General features: G+C 53.4%; 18 protein-coding genes, 1 tRNA gene and 1 pseudogene. 5 read left to right on the top strand and 15 right to left on the bottom strand.

Annotated elements, in window-relative coordinates:
• Positions 1–14: 14 nt before the first annotated feature.
• The 4 genes and pseudogenes from B3K78_RS01500 (at position 15) to B3K78_RS01490 (ending at position 2,626) form a co-directional block, all read left to right on the top strand.
• The gene (locus B3K78_RS01500; protein ID WP_286694037.1) at positions 15–200 is read left to right on the top strand and encodes a Rieske (2Fe-2S) protein; all 186 of its coding nucleotides are present in this window, start codon (positions 15–17) and stop codon (positions 198–200) included.
• A gap of 349 nt (positions 201–549) precedes the next feature.
• Positions 550–756, top strand: coding sequence for a hypothetical protein (locus B3K78_RS01495; protein WP_286694036.1), 207 nt, complete (start codon positions 550–552; stop codon positions 754–756).
• Positions 757–1,205: 449 nt separating this feature from the next.
• A pseudogene (locus B3K78_RS16885) lies at positions 1,206–1,421 on the top strand (hypothetical protein); the annotation flags it as partial.
• A 44-nt stretch (positions 1,422–1,465) separates the two neighbouring features.
• Positions 1,466–2,626, top strand: coding sequence for a tyrosine-type recombinase/integrase (locus B3K78_RS01490; protein ID WP_286694035.1), 1,161 nt, complete (start codon positions 1,466–1,468; stop codon positions 2,624–2,626).
• 74 nt (positions 2,627–2,700) lie between these two features.
• On the opposite strand, the gene B3K78_RS01485 is transcribed toward B3K78_RS01490, so the two are convergent.
• From B3K78_RS01485 to adk, 12 genes are all read right to left on the bottom strand, one after another.
• A tRNA-Pro gene (locus tag B3K78_RS01485) sits at positions 2,701–2,777 on the bottom strand.
• Between the two features lie 43 nt (positions 2,778–2,820).
• A complete protein-coding gene (locus tag B3K78_RS01480; RefSeq protein ID WP_027872676.1) occupies positions 2,821–3,177 on the bottom strand; it encodes a MerR family transcriptional regulator in 357 nt (118 codons plus the stop codon).
• The gene (gene ihfA, locus B3K78_RS01475) at positions 3,158–3,460 is read right to left on the bottom strand and encodes an integration host factor subunit alpha (protein ID WP_022960519.1); all 303 of its coding nucleotides are present in this window, start codon (positions 3,458–3,460) and stop codon (positions 3,158–3,160) included. Before ihfA ends, B3K78_RS01480 begins: the two co-directional genes overlap by 20 nt.
• 5 nt (positions 3,461–3,465) lie before the next feature.
• A complete protein-coding gene (pheT, locus tag B3K78_RS01470; protein WP_286694034.1) occupies positions 3,466–5,832 on the bottom strand; it encodes a phenylalanine--tRNA ligase subunit beta in 2,367 nt (788 codons plus the stop codon).
• Between the two features lie 51 nt (positions 5,833–5,883).
• Positions 5,884–6,900: a phenylalanine--tRNA ligase subunit alpha gene (gene pheS / locus B3K78_RS01465; RefSeq protein ID WP_286694033.1), complete on the bottom strand. Its 1,017-nt coding sequence runs from the start codon at positions 6,898–6,900 to the stop codon at positions 5,884–5,886.
• Between the two features lie 129 nt (positions 6,901–7,029).
• Complete coding sequence (rplT, locus tag B3K78_RS01460) at positions 7,030–7,386, bottom strand: 50S ribosomal protein L20 (RefSeq protein ID WP_027872679.1); 357 nt, start codon at positions 7,384–7,386, stop codon at positions 7,030–7,032.
• A gap of 32 nt (positions 7,387–7,418) precedes the next feature.
• Positions 7,419–7,613 (bottom strand): 50S ribosomal protein L35, encoded by a 195-nt coding sequence (gene rpmI / locus B3K78_RS01455; RefSeq protein WP_022960515.1) that lies wholly within the window; start codon positions 7,611–7,613, stop codon positions 7,419–7,421.
• 48 nt (positions 7,614–7,661) lie between these two features.
• Positions 7,662–8,159: a translation initiation factor IF-3 gene (gene infC, locus B3K78_RS01450; protein WP_051170817.1), complete on the bottom strand. Its 498-nt coding sequence runs from the start codon at positions 8,157–8,159 to the stop codon at positions 7,662–7,664.
• A gap of 44 nt (positions 8,160–8,203) precedes the next feature.
• Positions 8,204–10,129 (bottom strand): threonine--tRNA ligase, encoded by a 1,926-nt coding sequence (gene thrS / locus B3K78_RS01445; RefSeq protein WP_286694032.1) that lies wholly within the window; start codon positions 10,127–10,129, stop codon positions 8,204–8,206.
• 184 nt (positions 10,130–10,313) lie between these two features.
• Complete coding sequence (locus B3K78_RS01440) at positions 10,314–11,135, bottom strand: hypothetical protein (RefSeq protein ID WP_286694031.1); 822 nt, start codon at positions 11,133–11,135, stop codon at positions 10,314–10,316.
• 110 nt (positions 11,136–11,245) lie between these two features.
• On the bottom strand, positions 11,246–12,235 hold the full coding sequence (gene hemH / locus B3K78_RS01435) for a ferrochelatase (protein WP_286694030.1): 990 nt from the start codon (positions 12,233–12,235) through the stop codon (positions 11,246–11,248).
• 125 nt (positions 12,236–12,360) lie between these two features.
• Entirely contained in the window at positions 12,361–13,008 is a 648-nt protein-coding gene (gene adk / locus B3K78_RS01430; protein ID WP_027872684.1) for an adenylate kinase, read from the bottom strand.
• Positions 13,009–13,553: 545 nt separating this feature from the next.
• On the opposite strand from adk, the gene B3K78_RS01425 reads away from it, so the two are divergent.
• Complete coding sequence (locus B3K78_RS01425) at positions 13,554–13,889, top strand: type 1 pili tip component (RefSeq protein ID WP_204995578.1); 336 nt, start codon at positions 13,554–13,556, stop codon at positions 13,887–13,889.
• 11 nt (positions 13,890–13,900) lie between these two features.
• Here B3K78_RS01425 and mazG read toward each other — a convergent pair whose 3' ends face one another.
• The 3 genes from mazG to cysM are packed head-to-tail and all read right to left on the bottom strand — an operon-like array spanning position 13,901 to position 17,890.
• Entirely contained in the window at positions 13,901–14,713 is an 813-nt protein-coding gene (gene mazG, locus B3K78_RS01420; RefSeq protein WP_286694029.1) for a nucleoside triphosphate pyrophosphohydrolase, read from the bottom strand.
• On the bottom strand, positions 14,713–16,947 hold the full coding sequence (gene relA, locus B3K78_RS01415) for a GTP diphosphokinase (protein WP_286694028.1): 2,235 nt from the start codon (positions 16,945–16,947) through the stop codon (positions 14,713–14,715). The genes mazG and relA overlap by 1 nt, the downstream gene beginning before the upstream one ends.
• Positions 16,948–17,002: 55 nt before the next feature.
• On the bottom strand, positions 17,003–17,890 hold the full coding sequence (cysM, locus tag B3K78_RS01410; RefSeq protein ID WP_204995581.1) for a cysteine synthase CysM: 888 nt from the start codon (positions 17,888–17,890) through the stop codon (positions 17,003–17,005).
• Between the last annotated feature and the right edge of the window lie 28 nt (positions 17,891–17,918).

The following is a 17,918-nucleotide window of genomic DNA, read 5'->3' as shown; positions in this document are numbered from 1 at the left end:
ACTGGAGATAGATCATGAGCAGAGAGCAAGACATTGCCGACATAGAAAATTTATACCCAGCAGATGCAGACGGCAGCACTCGCCGAATAGGCGCCGATATGCTCAATCAGGCGCGCAATGAGGTGTCGGATTGGCGGGAAGAATCAGACGCCGTGTTAGCCAGGTACGCCCAATTGTGCCGGGCGGAAGCTGGCGTATAACCCCAAGCACAGCCGACCGAGCGTAGCGAGGGTCGGATGCTGCGAATTGTTATGCAACAGGAGCTGAAATGGACGCTATTGATGAGCTTACCGGGGTTGAAGATGTTGGGTTCGGCCCGGTTGTAAAGATGGAGACAATTTGTAAGCAATGCGACTCAGTGATTAAGCGCAGCATTGCGGGATACCACGGCTGCGACACCTGCGACATGTGGACGACTGATGTGCGGTACAGGTCGGTTCGGATGTTCAGGACTGACGTTGCATAACCCAGAGTGAAGGGGCTGCGCGTTATGTGCGCAGTCCCGAGCGAAGCGGGCTTACACGAATTGTTATAACGCGAGGACTTGAAATGAACGAAAGAATTAAGGCAGTGCTAATTGCGGCGCTGGATGTGGCAGACGGACGGCGCGGCGATGTGAGCACAGAGGATGGAGATTTTGCGACATGCTCAGTGGAAAACATGATCGAGCTGGAGACGGCCTTTTGCGCGGCTTTTGATACCGAAACCGACGATGTTATTGCGAGCGAGATACTGCCAAAAATTCAAGCGTTATAACACGATGATATGAAGACCGTGCAAGGTATGAGAGATGTATAGAGTGACGAAGCGAGCGCGCCAACAGCAAGAGAAGTTTGCGGCCATGGGCAGGAAGTCGCAGCTTGTCCAGGCGGAAAACCGCCTCCGCCTCCCCCGCCAGATCTGGGAGCCGCCACCTGTCCGGCGTGCGATCACGATCACCGATTACGACTTTGGCAAGGTGACTCACACGATGGAGCTCCGCAGGTCTGATCGGATTGATTGCTACGACTGCTATATCAACGGAGAACTCTGGAAATCCCGAATTGGGTGGAGCCGAGTTACAGAATGGCGGCGCAAGGCAATGCCACGAGTGAGAGCGATATGACCCGATATCACCTCAGCGACGCTTTGCTTGGCTGCATGACAATGCGCTGTGCGCATTTTACAGGACTGAAAACTAACACGCCCTTAGCAGCGGTCATGTTATGGCCTTCGCAAGCAACAGCGGCACGATTAAACGGCATTGGCAAAATACGAAAACTGACCCGATGGAGGGCCTTATGAGCGCTGAACACGCCCTCGCCTACCCTGTTCGCTGGGTGAAGACGCGAAAATTCATAGAACTCACCGGCGAAAGCAAGGGTAGTATCGACGGACATATCAATAACGATGATTGGCAAGAGGGCGAAATCTGGCTGCTGGGAACCGACGGCCAGCGTCGCTTCAACTTACCGGAGTATGACCGATGGGTCGAAAATTCCCGACAGGCGTCACGCCGCAAAAAAGCTCAATCCAAATCTGGTTTATCTGGCGTGAGTACAGTAAATCCAAGGACGGCCGGATCTGGGAAACGCTCAAGCTCACCCCCACTGCGGCTAACATTGCGCGAGCGTCTAGGGTCAGAGAGGAAATCCAGTCAAAGATAAACTTGGGCGTAATGGACGGAAGGGAGTACCACAAATACTTCCCTCGCTCGAAAAAGCTTGCCTGGCTGGGCATCCCGAACTCGACAAACCCCACGTTCTACGAACTCGCCCAGCAGTGGCTGAATTCCGTTGAGGTCAGCGACGCGACGGCCAGAGAGTACAAAAAGGCCCTTGAGTGCTACTGGATCCCTCAGTGGTACGACGTGCACTTCCGCAGCATCCGCTACAGCATGATCAAGCAGGCAATCTCAGAAATGAAATTCCCCAGCGCCAAAACCCGCAACAACGCGCTGATTCCCTTGCGAGGAATGTACCGAATGGCGCTCGAGGACGAGATCATCGACACCAACCCAATGCTGAAGATACCGAATCTCAGGCATCAAAAAACACCGCCCGACCCCTACACGACAAAAGAGCGCGATGTGCTGCTGAGCGATCTCAGGAAGAACGAACATATTGTCTTCTGGGCCTACTTCCAGCTCGCCTTCTTTGCTGGCCTCAGAAACCCGAGTGAACTTCTCGGCCTGTGGTGGCCGAAGGTCAACTTCGTGACGGAATCGGTGCGGATAGACAGAAAGCTGTCGCGGGGCAAGTTCGTGGACGTGACGAAAACAGCAGAAGTTCGGGATGTGCGCCTATGCAATAACGCCATGGCCGCGCTAAAGGCGATCAAGGCCCACAGCTACCTGAGCGGGGAGCAAGTGTTCTGCCTTCCTGAGGGGCAAATAGCCATCGCCGAGAAATGGTTTCGCCACGCCTGGGACCGTGCCCACAAGCGCACAGGAATACGCCGCAGAGAAATGAGGCAGACTCGCCATACCTGTGCCAGTCAGTGGCTCATGGAAGGCCTCAGAGAGCGATTCTGTGCCCGCCAGCTCGGCCACTCACCGGTGATGTTCGCGACAATCTACAGCAAGTGGATCAATGAACAGGGCGACGACGCTGAAATGGCGAAGCTGAACAAGGCTCGGGAAGGGTAAAGTCGTGAAATGTGGTAAATCTGTGGTCAAAAAAATAGGGGAACAGCTAAACAACTGATTCCCCTATTCAAATATGGTCGGAACGGCAGGATTCGAACCTGCGACCCCCACACCCCCAGTGTGGTGCGCTACCAGACTGCGCTACGCCCCGAAATGAGGGGCAGAATCATACCCCAACTAAACAGCACTGTGAACTATCTTTTTAGATCTTTTAACAAATCTTCCAGTTCACCGATTAACTGTTTAATCAATAACTTGGACTGGGCGGAATCGCCTTTAGCCTCATCCCCCGACATGCGCTGCCGCGCACCACCAATGGTATAGCCTTGTTCATATAACAGGCTGCGGATTTGACGAATCATCAGCACGTCTTGGTGCTGATAATAGCGGCGGTTACCCCTGCGCTTAACGGGTGCCAGTTGAGGAAACTCCTGCTCCCAGTATCTCAGCACATGCGGTTTGACGCAGCAGAGCTCGCTGACTTCACCTATCGTAAAGTAGCGTTTTCCCGGGATCGGTGGCAGCTCGTCGTTATGACTTGGTTCCAGCATAGTCCTCTACCCTGGATTTCAACTTTTGGCCTGGTCTGAAGGTCACCACTCGCCGAGCAGAAATGGGAATTTCTTCACCGGTTTTGGGATTGCGCCCAGGCCGCTGGCTCTTATCACGCAGGTCAAAATTGCCAAAGCCGGAAATTTTGACCTGTTCATTATTCTCTAAACAGTGGCGAATCTGCTCAAAAAACAGCTCGACAAGCTCTTTCGCCTCACGCTTGTTCAGACCGAGCTCTTCATAGAGGCGCTCCGCCATTTCTGCCTTGGTGAGGGACGTCATCACATTCAGTTCCTTAAACTGGCCCCGAAGCGATCCTGCAACGCCTGCACTACCGCCTCTACAGATAGGGTAACTTCTTCCTCATTAAGAGTGCGGGATGAATGCCGGTACGTCAAGCCCAGGCCCAGGCTTTTCCTTTCTGGATCAATACCTTTACCCTGATAAATATCAAAGAGCTTCAAGTTAACCAACAACTCCCCGGCCGCGCTCTGCACACAATCCAGAACGGATTGCGCGGTCACATCGCTAGGCAAAATAACCGCTAAGTCACGGCGGAGCTCGGGATAGCGCGAAACAGGTTTGAACGCAGGCACACCTACTTCGAGCAGTGCATCGAGGTCTATTTCGAAGAAATACACGGCCGATGGCAAATCCAAGTCACTCTGTAGCGAGGGGTGAAGCGCACCAATGCGTCCAACGCAGTGCTCTCCTTGATAGACATTTGCTGTTTGCCCAGGGTGCAGCGCCTTGTGCTGCGCCGCCTCAAATCGCAAAGGTGTCGCGGCAGGGGTAATCAGCGCTTCTAAATCGCCCTTAAGATCGAAGAAATCCAGCAATTCGCCACCTGAACTCCAATTTTCCGGATCTCGTCGCCCAGACAACAGCGCACCCAGCGTGGGAATCTGCGCCAAGCCCTCAGCGGATGGCACAAAACGCTGCCCAATTTCAAAGAATCGCAAGCGCGCCTGCTGACGCTTGCTATTGTATTCCGCGGTCTTCAAGAGGCCTGGCAGAAGAGAGTCACGCATCTGCGCCATATCGGCGCTAATTGGATTCAATAAGGTCACGCAATCTTCGCGCTCGGAGAGTTTCGCGTTGAGCACAGGGTCGACAAAACTGTAGCTAATGGCCTCCTGGTAACCACGGGATACCAAGTGCTGCCGTAAATCCATGACAGCTCGCTGCCCTTCCGGGCGTGACTTTATAGCCAGCTCCGAGCGAATGGGTTTAACCGGCAGGCGATTATAGCCATATACCCGGGCGAGCTCTTCGAGCAAGTCCACTTCGATGGCAATATCAAAACGCCAGCTCGGCGGGGTTACCATCCAGCCGCTGTCCTGACGCTCTACCTGCATACCTAAGCCTGTCAGGATTTGCTCGACTTCTTTAGCCAGCAACGGCATCCCCAGCATTTTCTCAATACGCGCCTCACGCAAGATTACAGGGCTGCGGCTTGGTAAAGCATCACTACTCGCCTCGGTCAACGGCCCGGCTTTGCCACCGCATATTTGCAATATTAATTCGGTGGCGCGCTCAATTGCTCGTTCTGCCAGGGCGAAGTCCACACCACGCTCAAATCTATGCGACGCGTCAGTGTGCAAACCATAGGAGCGCGCCTTGCCGGCAAGCTTCTCTGGGGTGAAAAATGCAGACTCCAAGAATAAGTCTTGAGTCGCAGCAGATACCGCACTGCTCTGCCCGCCCATAATGCCGGCGAGCGCCAACGGTTTCTCATCATCGGCTATTAACAGGCTGTCGTCACGAAGCTCCAACGTTTGCCCATCAAGCAACTCAAGGCTCTCGCCTGGCGTTGCCGTGCGCACGTGAACGGCGCCGCTGATAGCCGATAAGTCAAAGGCATGCATGGGCTGACCGAGTTCAAGCATAACCAAGTTGGTGACATCCACCACAGGGTCAATGCTACGCGAACCACAGCGGCGCAATTTTTCTTGCAGCCACAAAGGGCTTTCTGCCCCCATATTCACACCACGCACCACGCGGCCCACATAGCGCGCGCAGTGATCCGGTGCCGCAATCTTTACGGTTAGCTGATCGTCGATGGAAGCTTCTACCGCGGCCTGCGCTGGCTCAGCAAACGCCATATTATTGAGAACGGCCGCCTCGCGGGCGACCCCTCGAATACTGAGGCAATCGGCGCGGTTTGGGGTCAAACCCAGCTCGATAAGCTTATCGTCAAGCCCTAGGTAACTACGAATATCCTCACCCAACGGCGCATCGCTGGGCAATTCGAACAGGCCATCAGACTGCTCCGCCATTCCCAGCTCTTGCTCGGCACACAACATACCAAAAGACTCTACGCCGCGCAGCTTGGCTTTCTTTATTTTGAAATTACCGGGCAGGATCGCCCCTACCATGGCCATGGGCACTTTGATTCCTACCCGAGCATTGGCGGCGCCGCACACAATTTGGAAACTTGCCTGGCCATTACTCACTTGGCAAACTTGCAGCTTGTCGGCGTCAGGGTGGCGCTCTGCAGCAGTAATCTCAGCAACAACCACACCGCTAAAATCACCTGCGACAGGCTCAATGGCATCGACTTCCAAGCCGGCCATCGTCAATTGTGCAGACAAATCGTCACTGTCCACACCGGGGTTTACCCACTCTCGCAACCACTGTTCACTAAATTTCATGCTCTATCCGTATCCGACTGTTAACGTTGCCTAGCTAGTAGCTCGATGCATTTACTGGAATTGCTCGAGGAATTGCAGATCATTTTCGAAAAATAATCGCAGGTCATTGACGCCGTAACGCAGCATTGCAAGGCGCTCCACACCAATACCAAACGCAAAGCCGCTGTATTTTTCAGGGTCGATATCAGAGTATTCGAAGACCTTGGGGTGCACCATTCCGCAACCGAGAATTTCAATCCAGCCGGTGTGGCTACATACGCGACAACCCTCACCCCCACACATCACACACTGAATGTCGACCTCTGCCGACGGCTCTGTGAAAGGGAAATATGACGGCCGAAACCGTACGGCGAGGTCTTTTTCGAAAAAGGCGCGCAAAAACGATTCCAGCATGCCTTTCAGGTCGGCAAAACTGGACTCCTGGTCAACGAGCAAGCCTTCAACCTGATGAAACATCGGCGTGTGCGTCAAGTCGGAATCACAACGGTACACGCGCCCCGGACAGATCAGCTTTAGCGGCGGCTCACTGGACTCCATCACCCTCACCTGCACGGGCGAGGTATGGGTACGCAGTACCGTACTGGCATCAACGTAGAACGTGTCGTGCATCGCCCTCGCCGGGTGGTGGGCAGGGATATTTAAGGCTTCGAAGTTGTGGTAGTCATCTTCGATTTCAGGCCCTTCAGCGATATCAAAACCAATACCTTCAAAAAATTGGCTGATGCGCTCTATGGTCTTCGTTACCGGGTGCAGGCCACCCAGCTGCTGACCGCGGCCAGGCAGGGTCACGTCGATAGTTTCGGCCGCCAATTTTTCTGCGACAGCAGCCTCTTCCATCTTAGCCTTTCGCTCGCCAATTTGCTGCGCAAGTGCCTGCTTAACCCTATTGATCTCGGCACCCGCTGCCGGGCGCTCCTCGGCCGATAATTTGCCCAAACCTTTGAGCAACGCGGTGATATGCCCCTTCTTTCCCAGGTAATCAACACGCAATTGCTCAAGGGCACGCCCATCATCTGCCGCAGCGATTTTCTCTGCGGCCTCGGCGGCCAAGGCTTCAAGATTCTCCATTCCCCACTCCTGACTCAGGTACTCGGCTGGTAACTGCCGGGCGCAAGCGCCCGAAAAAAAAATAGGGAAAGAGCGAAGCTCTTCCCCTATCCAATAGTGATATCTACAACCGCTGGGCGGTGGCAGGCATCAGGCCAGAGCTGCTTTCGCGCGTTCTACCACGGCAGCAAAGGCTTCTTTGTCGTGCACGGCTAAGTCAGCCAACACGCGACGGTCCAGTGCGATCTCTGCCTTTTTCAAGCCAGCAATCAAACGGCTGTAATTCAAGCCATTGGCACGAGATGCAGCATTAATGCGGGTGATCCACAGTGCACGGAAAGTACGTTTCTTAACGCGGCGATCGCGGTAAGCGTATTGACCGGCTTTGATTACCGCCTGCTTAGCTACACGATAGATGCGCGAACGCGCTCCGTAGTAACCCTTGGCTTGCTTCAAAATCTTTTTATGACGACGGTGTGCTGTCACACCACGTTTTACGCGGGGCATAGTCTATTCCTTATCTGTTGAGATGACGGTAATCAAATGGCGCGAAGCATGCGGTCGACCAGAACTTTGTCCGACTTGTGGACAGCACTGGTGCCACGCAGCTGACGCTTACGCTTGGTGGTCATCTTGGTAAGGATGTGACTCTTGTGGGCGCTTTTACGCTTATAACCGCTACCGGTTTTTTTAAAGCGTTTTGCCGCTCCGCTGTGTACTTTAACTTTTGGCATCGTTAGATACTCCGCATTGCATCAATCAATTAAGCAGGCCCTGAGAGCTCACTGCTTTTTCTTTTTCGGGGCAATCACCATCGTCAGCTGACGACCTTCCATTTTTGGATACTGTTCTACAGCGCCGTATTCAGCGAGGTCTGCTTCCACTCGCTGCAACAACTGCATACCCAGCTCCTGGTGGGCCATCTCACGACCGCGGTAACGGAGAGTTACCTTGGCTTTGTCCCCATGCTCGAGGAAACGTATCAGGTTGCGCAGTTTTACCTGATAATCCCCGTCATCCGTCCCAGGTCGGAATTTAATTTCCTTAACCTGAGTACGAACCTGGTTTTTTCGGGCCGCAGCTTGTTGCTTCTTGGCCTCGAAAACATGTTTTCCATAATCCATTATCTTGCAGACCACCGGATCCGAGTCCGCAATCTGCACTAAGTCTAGGCTGGCTTCCTGGGCGGCAGTTAGCGCCTCCGCTAGCGGGACAATGCCCACCTGGTTACCTTCAGCATCGATCAACCTGACTTGACTGGCTTCAATATCTTGATTTATCAGTGCGCGTTTACCGCGCCCTTTTGCGTTATCGCGTTTAATTGCTAGCTCTCCGATATTGCACGGCTGCGGGCAGCCACGCCTTCGGCAAGGATGCTCGCTAACTCATCAAGTGAGATCGAGCCCAGATCCTTACCACCTCTTGCACGCACTGCTACAGTCCGACTTTCCACCTCTTTATCCCCAACTACCAGGATATAAGGCACCTTCTGAATTGTGTGCTCGCGGATTTTAAAGCCGATCTTCTCATTTCTCAAGTCCGAGTCGACCCTAAACCCACGATCTTGCAGGAATTCTTTCACTTCTGACACATATTCACCCTGTGCATCGGTGATATTGCAGACCACCGCCTGCACCGGCGCAAGCCAAAGCGGGAATGCGCCCTCGTAATGCTCGATCAAAATACCGATAAAGCGCTCGAAAGACCCCAATATTGCCCGGTGCAGCATTACCGGCGTCTTGCGCTGGCCGCTCTCGTCCACATATTGCGCGCCCAGGCGGCCCGGCATTGAGAAATCAACCTGAATCGTCCCCAACTGCCAAACCCGACCAATACAATCCTTGAGGGAAAATTCAATTTTTGGCCCGTAGAAAGCGCCCTCTCCTGGCAGCTCTTCCCAGGGCAAAGACTTGCTATCCAAGGCTAGTGCCAGCGCCTCTTCGGCCCGATCCCAATCCTCGTCGCTACCAACCCGCTGCGCAGGGCGCGTCGACAGGCGATAGATAACGTCACTGAAACCAAAATCGGCGTAGACGTCGTGCAAAAAGTCGATAAATTGTGCCACTTCCTGCTGAATCGACTCCTCCGCGCAAAAAATGTGAGCGTCGTCCTGGGTAAAACCACGCACTCGCATAATTCCATGCAGGGACCCTGAGGGCTCGTTGCGATGACACGAACCAAACTCTGCCAGCCTCAGGGGCAGATCCCGATAGCTGCGCAGTCCCTGGTTAAATACCTGCACGTGACAAGGGCAGTTCATTGGCTTCACAGCCACTTCACGCTCATCAGCCTGCAGGCGGAACATGCCATCGCTAAACTTGTCGGCGTGTCCCGACTTCTCCCACAGCGAAATATCAACCAGCTGAGGAGTTTTAATCTCTTGATAACCATGCTTGCGCTGCTGGTCTCGCATATATTGCTCAACAGCCTGATATATGCCCCAGCCCTTGGGGTGCCAAAACACCATTCCTGGCGCCTCTTCCTGCATGTGAAACAGGTCGAGTTTTTTAGCAACCTTGCGGTGATCCCGCTTTTCCGCCTCAGCAATCCGGTTCAAATAGGACTTAAGGGCCTTCTTATTCGCCCAGGCAGTGCCATAAATACGCTGCAACATGGCGTTATTCTGATCGCCTCGCCAATAGGCACCGGCCACCTTGGTGAGTTTAAAGGCTTTCAAACGGCCAGTACTGGGAACATGGGGCCCCCGGCACAAATCCATCCACTCACCCTGCTTGTAAACTGAGATCTCCTCTCCCTCAGGCAGGTCGTGGATAATTTCAACTTTATACTCTTCGCCCATATCGGCGAACGTTTTAGCCGCCTCTTCACGCGACATTACCAATCGCTCGACAGCTAAATCCTGCCCGGCGATGGCCTCCATTCGTGCCTCGATTTTCTGCAGGTCATCAGGTGTAAAAGCACGCTCAAAGGCAAAATCGTAGTAGAAGCCATCTTCCACTGTTGGGCCAATCGTTACCTGCGCGCCCGGGAACTCCTCCTGAACAGCCATCGCCAGCAAATGCGCCGTAGAGTGACGAATAATCTCCAGGCCCTCTTCGTCGCGATCGGTGATAATCGCCAGGTTGGCATCTTGCTCGATAAGGTAGTGAGTATCGACGAGCTCACCGTCCACCCGCCCGGCAAGAGCCGCCTTGGCAAGGCCTGGACCAATGTCGGCCGCTACACCCTCAACGGTAATCGGCGTGTCGAATTCACGGGTACTATTATCGGGGAGAGTAATAACAGGCATGACTGTTCCTTATCCAGTGGTGGCCGCTACGATAGGCCACATGTAAAACGCTATTGCGCAAAAATTGGGGCGGCTATTATGAACACCGATCCCAGGCTCTGCAAGGCTTAAGCCGCAAACAAAAAACCGCGCCGTAGCGCGGTTTATCTACTGACTCTGGAGGGGTATCCAGAGGCGCTAATACTCAGCTACTGGCCTTGTCTGGCGTGGCAGCCGCTTTCTTTGCCGGTGCCTTTTTCGGCGCTGACTTCTTAGCAACTACTTTCTTCTTCGCAACCTTCTTAGCCGCCGCTTTTTTAGGGGCACTTTTCTTCGCGGCGGTTTTGCGAGCTGCTGACTTTTTAGCGGCAGCTTTTTTAACCGCCGCCTTTTTAGATGACGCCTTTTTCTTGGCGGTTGGCGCCGCTGCAGGCTTGGATGCGGTCTTTGCCAATGCCGCTTTGGCAGGCTCTGACAACTTGGCTGTCAGTTGTTTGACCGCCATCTTGTGCTTGCTGACAAGTTTGCGCTCAATAGTAGCGAGCTTCGCTTTGTCCTCTGCGTTGCGCTTTTTGATAAACCGCTGCTCGAACTGTTTAACTGCTTTGGCTAAATCAGCGTCTGCCTTACTCGCCAGCGCTTCGGATCGCTCTTGAATTTTTTGGCGAACCGCAGCCTCCGAGGCAGAGATTTTTGCAATGACTTTTGCATCAGCTAATGCCGACTTACTACTGGCAACCTTCGCACGTACTGTTCGCAATTTTTGGTTTGCCTTACTTGCTGCAGCCGACGCACGCTTGGCAGCATTTTTATCTACCGCCTTGGCCGTTTTCTTTGCCTTCGCCTTAGCAGAATCTAGCTTCGCTTTCGCTGCTGCTACCGCCTTGCGTTCTTTAGCTAACATCGCCTCAACTTTCTTCAAACCTTCCTCGGCTTTTTTAACGACGGCATTTCCGGGGGAAGCGGCTTTTTTAGGCGATGTTTTCTTCTTTGCTGCAGTGGCAACTTTGCGCTTTGCTCTTGGCATTTTATTCTCCTTGGCGAACAGCGTTATGCTATTTGTTTAAAAAATAGCATACATAGTAAGCAGCGCAAAATTTTCGCAAAAAAATCAAACGCTTTGTCTAACTTAACGACTTACTTTTTCAGAGACTGAGAAACAAATGGACGACACAATTCCAGCATCAAATCTTGATGGGCATCGCTATCATTCAAACACGGGATGTAATTAAAGCCTTCCCCACCGTGCTCCATGAAAATCTCTTTTGCTTCGCCATCTATCTCTTCCAGTGTTTCAAGACATTCAACAGCAAACGCTGGACACATTACGTCCAGGCTTTTCACCCCTTCTGCCGGCAACGCTTCTACAGTTCTGTCGGTATAGGGGGTTAACCACTCAGCCTTACCCAGCCGAGATTGAAATGTTCTCAGCCACTGGGTGTCATCCAGTTCAAGGTACTTGGCCACGGCCTCTGCGGTTTCATTGCAATGCTGTTCGTAGGGGTCGCCCAAATCCACATTTCGCTTCGGAATTCCGTGAAACGACATGAGTAAGCGCTCTGCCCGGCCGTTCTTCTGCCAGTGTGCTTTAACACTTTCCCCAAGGGCCGCCACATAGGCCTCATGGTTGTGGTAATTGCGCAGCCATGACCACTGAGGTATGTCCCGCATGCGAGCAAAGCAGCGATATACGGCATCCATCGCGGCCGCCGTGGTAGTCGCTGAATACTGTGGGTACAACGGCACAAAAAAGATGTTTTCGACACCGGCGTCGCAGAGCTCATGTATTTGAGACTCCACACTGGGCTGCCCGTACGTCATGGCAAGCCGCACCGTGATATCCGCATCCGGGTACTCCTGAGAGAGTTTGCTGGCAACCCCCTCAACTAAACTTTCTGAAAAATGCCTGAGCGGAGAGGTGTCGCCAAACCATATTTGTCGGTAGGCCTTTGCCACACGAGGTGAACGAAAAGGAAGAATAATAAGATAGAGTATCGCCAACCAAATAAGCCTGGGAACCTCGACCACGCGTCGGTCTGACAGAAACTCCCGCAAGAACCGCCGCACCCCAGAGGTATTGGGAGTATCTGGCGTACCCAAATTGATAAAGACTACCGCTGTTTTCATTTTTCACTTTCCAAGGCGTGCGAGATGCATCTTACGCGATTGAACAAACATTCGGTTTATAGCAAAAAAGAAAAACGGCGCCTAAAGGCGCCGCAAATCGTAAAACCAGACTGCCACAACAGCGCCTAGTCTTGAAGCGCCTCGAGCACGCGCCGGGTAATTTCGTCTACGGTGCCCACGCCGTCAATGCGCGAATAGCTAGGCGCATTTTCTCCGTCCAGCTCACTGTAGAAAGCGACCAGGGGCTTGGTCTGCTCATGGTACACGTTCAGACGGTTGCGAACAGTCGCTTCCTGGTCATCTTCACGCTGAATCAAAGGCTCGCCGGTAAGGTCATCTTTGCCTTCTTCTTTAGGTGGATTATAGACCACATGGTAGGTACGACCCGATGCCTCGTGAGTTCGGCGGCCACTCATGCGAGTCACAATTTCTTCATCAGCAACAGCGATCTCCAGCACGTGATCGATATCAACGCCGGCCTCTTGCAGAGCCTCAGCTTGAGGAATGGTTCTGGGAAAGCCGTCAAATAGGAATCCGTTTACGCAGTCTGACTGAGCAATACGCTCCTTAACCAAGGCGATAATGATGTCGTCGGACACCAGGCCACCCGTCGTCATAATATCTTTCACCTTCAGGCCCAGCTCACTACCCGCCTTTACCGCCGCACGTAACATGTCGCCTGTGGAGATCTGAGGAATACCAAACTTCTCAGTGATGAACTGGGCTTGCGTCCCCTTACCGGCCCCTGGAGGCCCCAACAAAATAACGCGCATGCGTAACAACTCCCAAAGGATTAAAAAAAGCTCTACGGCCAGTAACGGCGCCAACTAATGCGATTGGAATGGCTGGAACATACCTTGCAGCAAAAGCTCTGAATGGCTTTTCTACCAACGTCTGCAAACTGATTAGTCGGTCTCGACGGCTGAGGCGTCGAACTGGTCGCTTTTCAAAGCCGACAACGATACACAGCTAAAGGCCGACACACAAGCCTACTAAGGTCGAAGACCGCCCTGTGACTACACGACAGCCCCGCCCTTAGGTAACCGTCGATCTCTGAGCGGCAAGCTAGCGCCTCACTCATTGAATTGCACCTGTTGCAGGCAAAATGGCATCAGCCTTTGGGGCTGAGGCTAAAAATCCACCACTCGTTGCCATTCGTCGCGCATTTGAAATAAGCAAACCCCTCTTCTCAGTCCTGTATTGCGAATTTATAGCCGCAACAGGCGTGACGCAATTAGTGTGAACAGGCCCTAGGCAAGTCCCCAAGCTACGTACTAGTATCAGAGTGTGAATACTCTGCGATGACAGGAACTGGCAAATGAAAGTACGGGATTTGTTATCACTCTGGGAACAAACCGCCAGCAGCGGCTTAACCGAGGATTGCTACAAAATACGGCTGCCACTGGAGGACGCCGCCAAGCTGAAAGCGCTGGCAGAGCTCTATCCCAGGCGCCACGTTGAAGAGCTAATCACCGACCTGCTTAGCGCGTCATTGAACGAACTCGAAAGCGCCATGCCCTATGTCCGCGGCAAAAAAGTTGTTACCACCGATGAACTCGGCGACCCCATCTATGAGGACGTTGGCCCTACGCCTCGCTACCTGAGCCTGACTGAAAAGCACATGTCAGCCCTGAGAAACCGCAACAAGCACTGACCACAAGTGGGCTACAGGCCCGCTTGTTTCGCATCTTGCCAATACTGTTCTAGCAGGGCTCTCGGTGTGGCGGCAGTGCCTTCCTGCCCCCCGGCCTGTTGTTCAACATAGCGAAAGCGTCGCTCGAATTTCTGGCCCGCCGCTCGCAGTGCGCCTTCGGCGTCGTGCTTAAGGTGACGACTCAGGTTCACCACGGAGAAGAAAACATCGCCGAGCTCATCGGCTATTTCCTCACGTTGGCCGCCGTCTATCGCTTCTTTGAGCTCGGCCAGCTCATCTTCCAAGGCAGCCAATACACCTGCCACATCGTCCCAATCAAAGCCAAGACGACTCACCCGCTTTTGCAGCTTTTCTGCTCGATTCGTCGCTGGCAGCGCTAATGGAATATCATCTAGGGCACTCAACTGGGCCTTTCCCCGGCGCTCCTCTGCCTTGATTTCCTCCCAGCGCTGCTTGATTGCGAGTTCATCAGGCGGCGCTTCTCCACGGCGACTTTCCAAGGTTCCATCGGGAAAAACATGGGGATGACGGCGCAGAAGTTTGCGAGTGATGTCATCGACAACGTCGTTAAAGGTAAAGTCGCCCTGCTCCTGCGCCAGCTGGCTGTAAAAAATTAACTGGAACAACACGTCGCCCATTTCCTGGCGAATCTGATCCGGGTCAGCGCTCTCGATCGCATCGACGAGCTCATAGACCTCTTCGAGTGTATGAGGGACGATGCTTTTAAAGTCCTGCTTTTGATCCCAGGGACAACCATCTTGAGGGTCGCGCAAACGCGACATCAGTTCGCGCAAGTCATCAATGCTATATTGCTTTGCCGCCATCATCCTTCCTTAACACGTTTCACCGCTACGACATTCGGCAAGCCATTTAGGCGGCTCAACAGGCCCGACAAAGCGCCGACATCACTAATTTCCAAACGAATACGCATCGTGGCCATGTGGCTATTCGTGTCGGTAACCGTATTCAGGGAAATTACATTCACCTTTTCTGTGGCCAACTGCAGGGTGATATCGCGAAGCAGGCCTTGTCGGTCGAAAGCCTGCAACTCGATATCAACAGGGTAAGTATCGGTTTGCTCAACTTCCCAGTCGACGGCAATAATTCGGTGCGGCTCCACGCTCTGAAGTTGCAGAAGCTTACTGCAATCTTGGCGGTGAACGCTCACGCCACGCCCCACGGTGATGTATCCCGTAATAGCCTCCCCAGGCAGAGGTTTACAGCACCTGGCGAAGTGCGTTAACAAGTTGCCAACGCCGCTGATCCGCACCTTACTGCTATCTTTGGAGGTTTTGCTCGGCGCCTTCAGGCGTGGCAGTACTTCTTCAGCGGCATTTTCATCTTGCCCGATCAGCTGGTTCGCCAGACGGACAATTTGTAGCATGCTGATTTCGCCGGCCCCCACCGCAGCGTACATATCCTCTACGCTGGCACAATGGGTTTGATCGGCAATGTACTTGTAGTCAACGCTATTGAGCGCCAAGCGGCGAAATTCTTTTTCCAGCAACGCGCGACCAGCGGCAATATTGTCTTCCTTAGCCTGCTGTCGAAACCAATGTTGCACTTTAGTGCGAGCCCGGCTGGTTTTTAGATAGCCCAGATTACTCTGCAGCCAATCGCGGCGAGGTTTGCTCTCTTTCCCGGTGAGAATTTCAACGCGCTCGCCGGTATTCAGGGTGTATGTCAGTGGTACGATGCGGCCGTTCACTTTAGCGCCGCGGCAGCGATTACCCACCTCAGTATGGATGTGATACGCAAAATCCAATGGCGTCGCGCCGTTTTGCAAATTCACAACATGGCCATCTGGGGTAAACACGTAGACCCTGTCCTGGGCGCGGGTGAACTGCTCCGCGACGTCACTGCTGCTGCCACTTTCCTCATGCCAGTCCAACACCTGCCGCAGCCACGCTATTTTTTCGTCGTAGCTGTTATTACTCTTGGCGGTTTTGTCTGCCCCTTTGTACATCCAGTGAGAGCACACACCAAACTCTGCTTCCTCGTGCATGCTTCGGGTGCGAATTTGCACTTCCAGAACCTTGCCCTGGGGGCCTATCACAGCGGTATGGAGTGAGCGGTAGCCATTTTCTTTGGGGCTGGCGATGTAATCATCGAACTCGTTGGGAATATTTCGCCACAGGCCGTGGACCAGACCAAGCACTGCATAGCAAGCCTTTACATCCGGCACCAGCACGCGCACCGCGCGAATATCGTAGACCTGGGAAAAACCAATCCCCTTGCGCTGCATTTTCCGCCAGATGCTGTAAATGTGCTTCGCTCTGCCGGCGATATCAGCGTCAATGCCATCGGCCTTGATCGCCGTGGTAAGCGTGTGAATGACCTCGTCGATATAGTGTTGGCGGTCTAGTCGCTTCTCATCCAACAGTTTGGCAATTTTTTTGTATGCCGATGGCTGCAGGTAGCGAAAGCTAAGATCCTCTAACTCCCACTTTATGTGGCCAATACCCAGGCGGTGAGCCAGAGGCGCGTAGATGTCGAAAACTTCTCTCGCAACACGATAGCGTTTCTCTGGGCGGTTCTTCACCGCGCGAATCGCCGAGGTTCTCTCTGCCAACTTAATCAGTGCAACGCGAACATCGTCGACCAACGCCACCAACATTTTCCGAATGGTTTCGCTTTGCGCCTCGGACTGCCCCAGCACCGGAACATCCAACTCTGCGTTAACTTTGGAAATGGCCGCCATTCCCAATACGCCATCAACCAGCTTCGCCACAGAGCCGCCAAATTGCTGCTCCAGGTCACTCAGCGATAACCTCGCTTCTCGAACTGCGCGAAACAAGGTCGCGGCAACCAGACTGTCTTGATCCAAATGCAGGTCGGCAAGAATTTCCACCATTTCCAGGGCGGTGAAAAAGCTATCCCCACTGACATCGGGCTCTGTGCCCGCACTGCCGCTGGCGCACTGTTCGGCGAGCTCAAAGGCACGGAGCAACTCACTGCGCTCTATGACGCTGTCATCTATCGACAGGCGCTCCATCCAGCGCGGGATATCAACACGCCCGTCGGCTAACTGTGGGTAATCCTCTCGGACCTTTACCATGGTATTAACTCAATCATTTTCCGACTGGTTTCAAACAAGGCGGCAATACCGCCGCCTAGAAAACGCCGGTGGACAAATAGCGGTCACCGCGGTCACAAATAATGGCAACAATTACGGCGTTTTCCACCTGTTCGCTAAGACGAAGCGCTCCGGCGACCGCGCCACCGGAGGACACACCACAAAATATCCCTTCCTGCTCAGCAAGTGCTCGCATGGTTTTTTCAGCCAGTTGCTGATCAATATCCATCACCTGATCGACCCTTGGGGCCTGATATATTTTTGGCAGGTAAGCCTCAGGCCAGCGGCGAATACCGGGAATGCTAGAGCCATCTTCTGGCTGCAGCCCAACGATCTGTACACTGGGGTTTTGCTCCTTAAGGAACCGGGAGACGCCCATAATGGTACCGGTGGTTCCCATCGAGCTGACAAAGTGGGTAATACGTCCATCGGTCTGACGCCAGATCTCAGGGCCAGTTCCCTCATAGTGAGCCAGGGGGTTATCAGGATTTGCAAATTGATCCAGTACCTTTCCCTCGCCTCTTGCCTGCATCGCCAGGGCCAAGTCTCGCGCCCCTTCCATTCCCTCTTCTTGACTCACCTCGACAAGGGTGGCGCCATAGGCAGACATTGCCAATTTGCGCTCACTGCTCATATGGCTTGGCATGATCAGCACCATCTTATAGCCGCGAATGGCAGCGGCCATCGCCAGCGCGATCCCCGTGTTACCGCTCGTCGCTTCAATAAGCGTGTCACCAGGTTGTATATCGCCCCGAGCCTCCGCGCGCGCTATCATACTCATAGCCGGACGGTCTTTAACGGAACCAGCGGGGTTATTTCCCTCTAGCTTCAGCAAAATCGTATTACTGCTGTCGCGATTAAGGCGTTGCAACCTCACTAAGGGTGTATTGCCAATACATTGCTCAATGGTAGGAAAATCTGTCATTGCAGTAGAGACCTCAAGCCGACTTCAG

Origin of the sequence: Spongiibacter sp. UBA1325 (assembly GCF_002306875.1) — a bacterium.
GTDB lineage: Bacteria > Pseudomonadota > Gammaproteobacteria > Pseudomonadales > Spongiibacteraceae > Spongiibacter > Spongiibacter marinus.
Note: the sequence above shows the minus strand (reverse complement) of the source record. Positions and strands in the feature narration are given on the sequence as shown.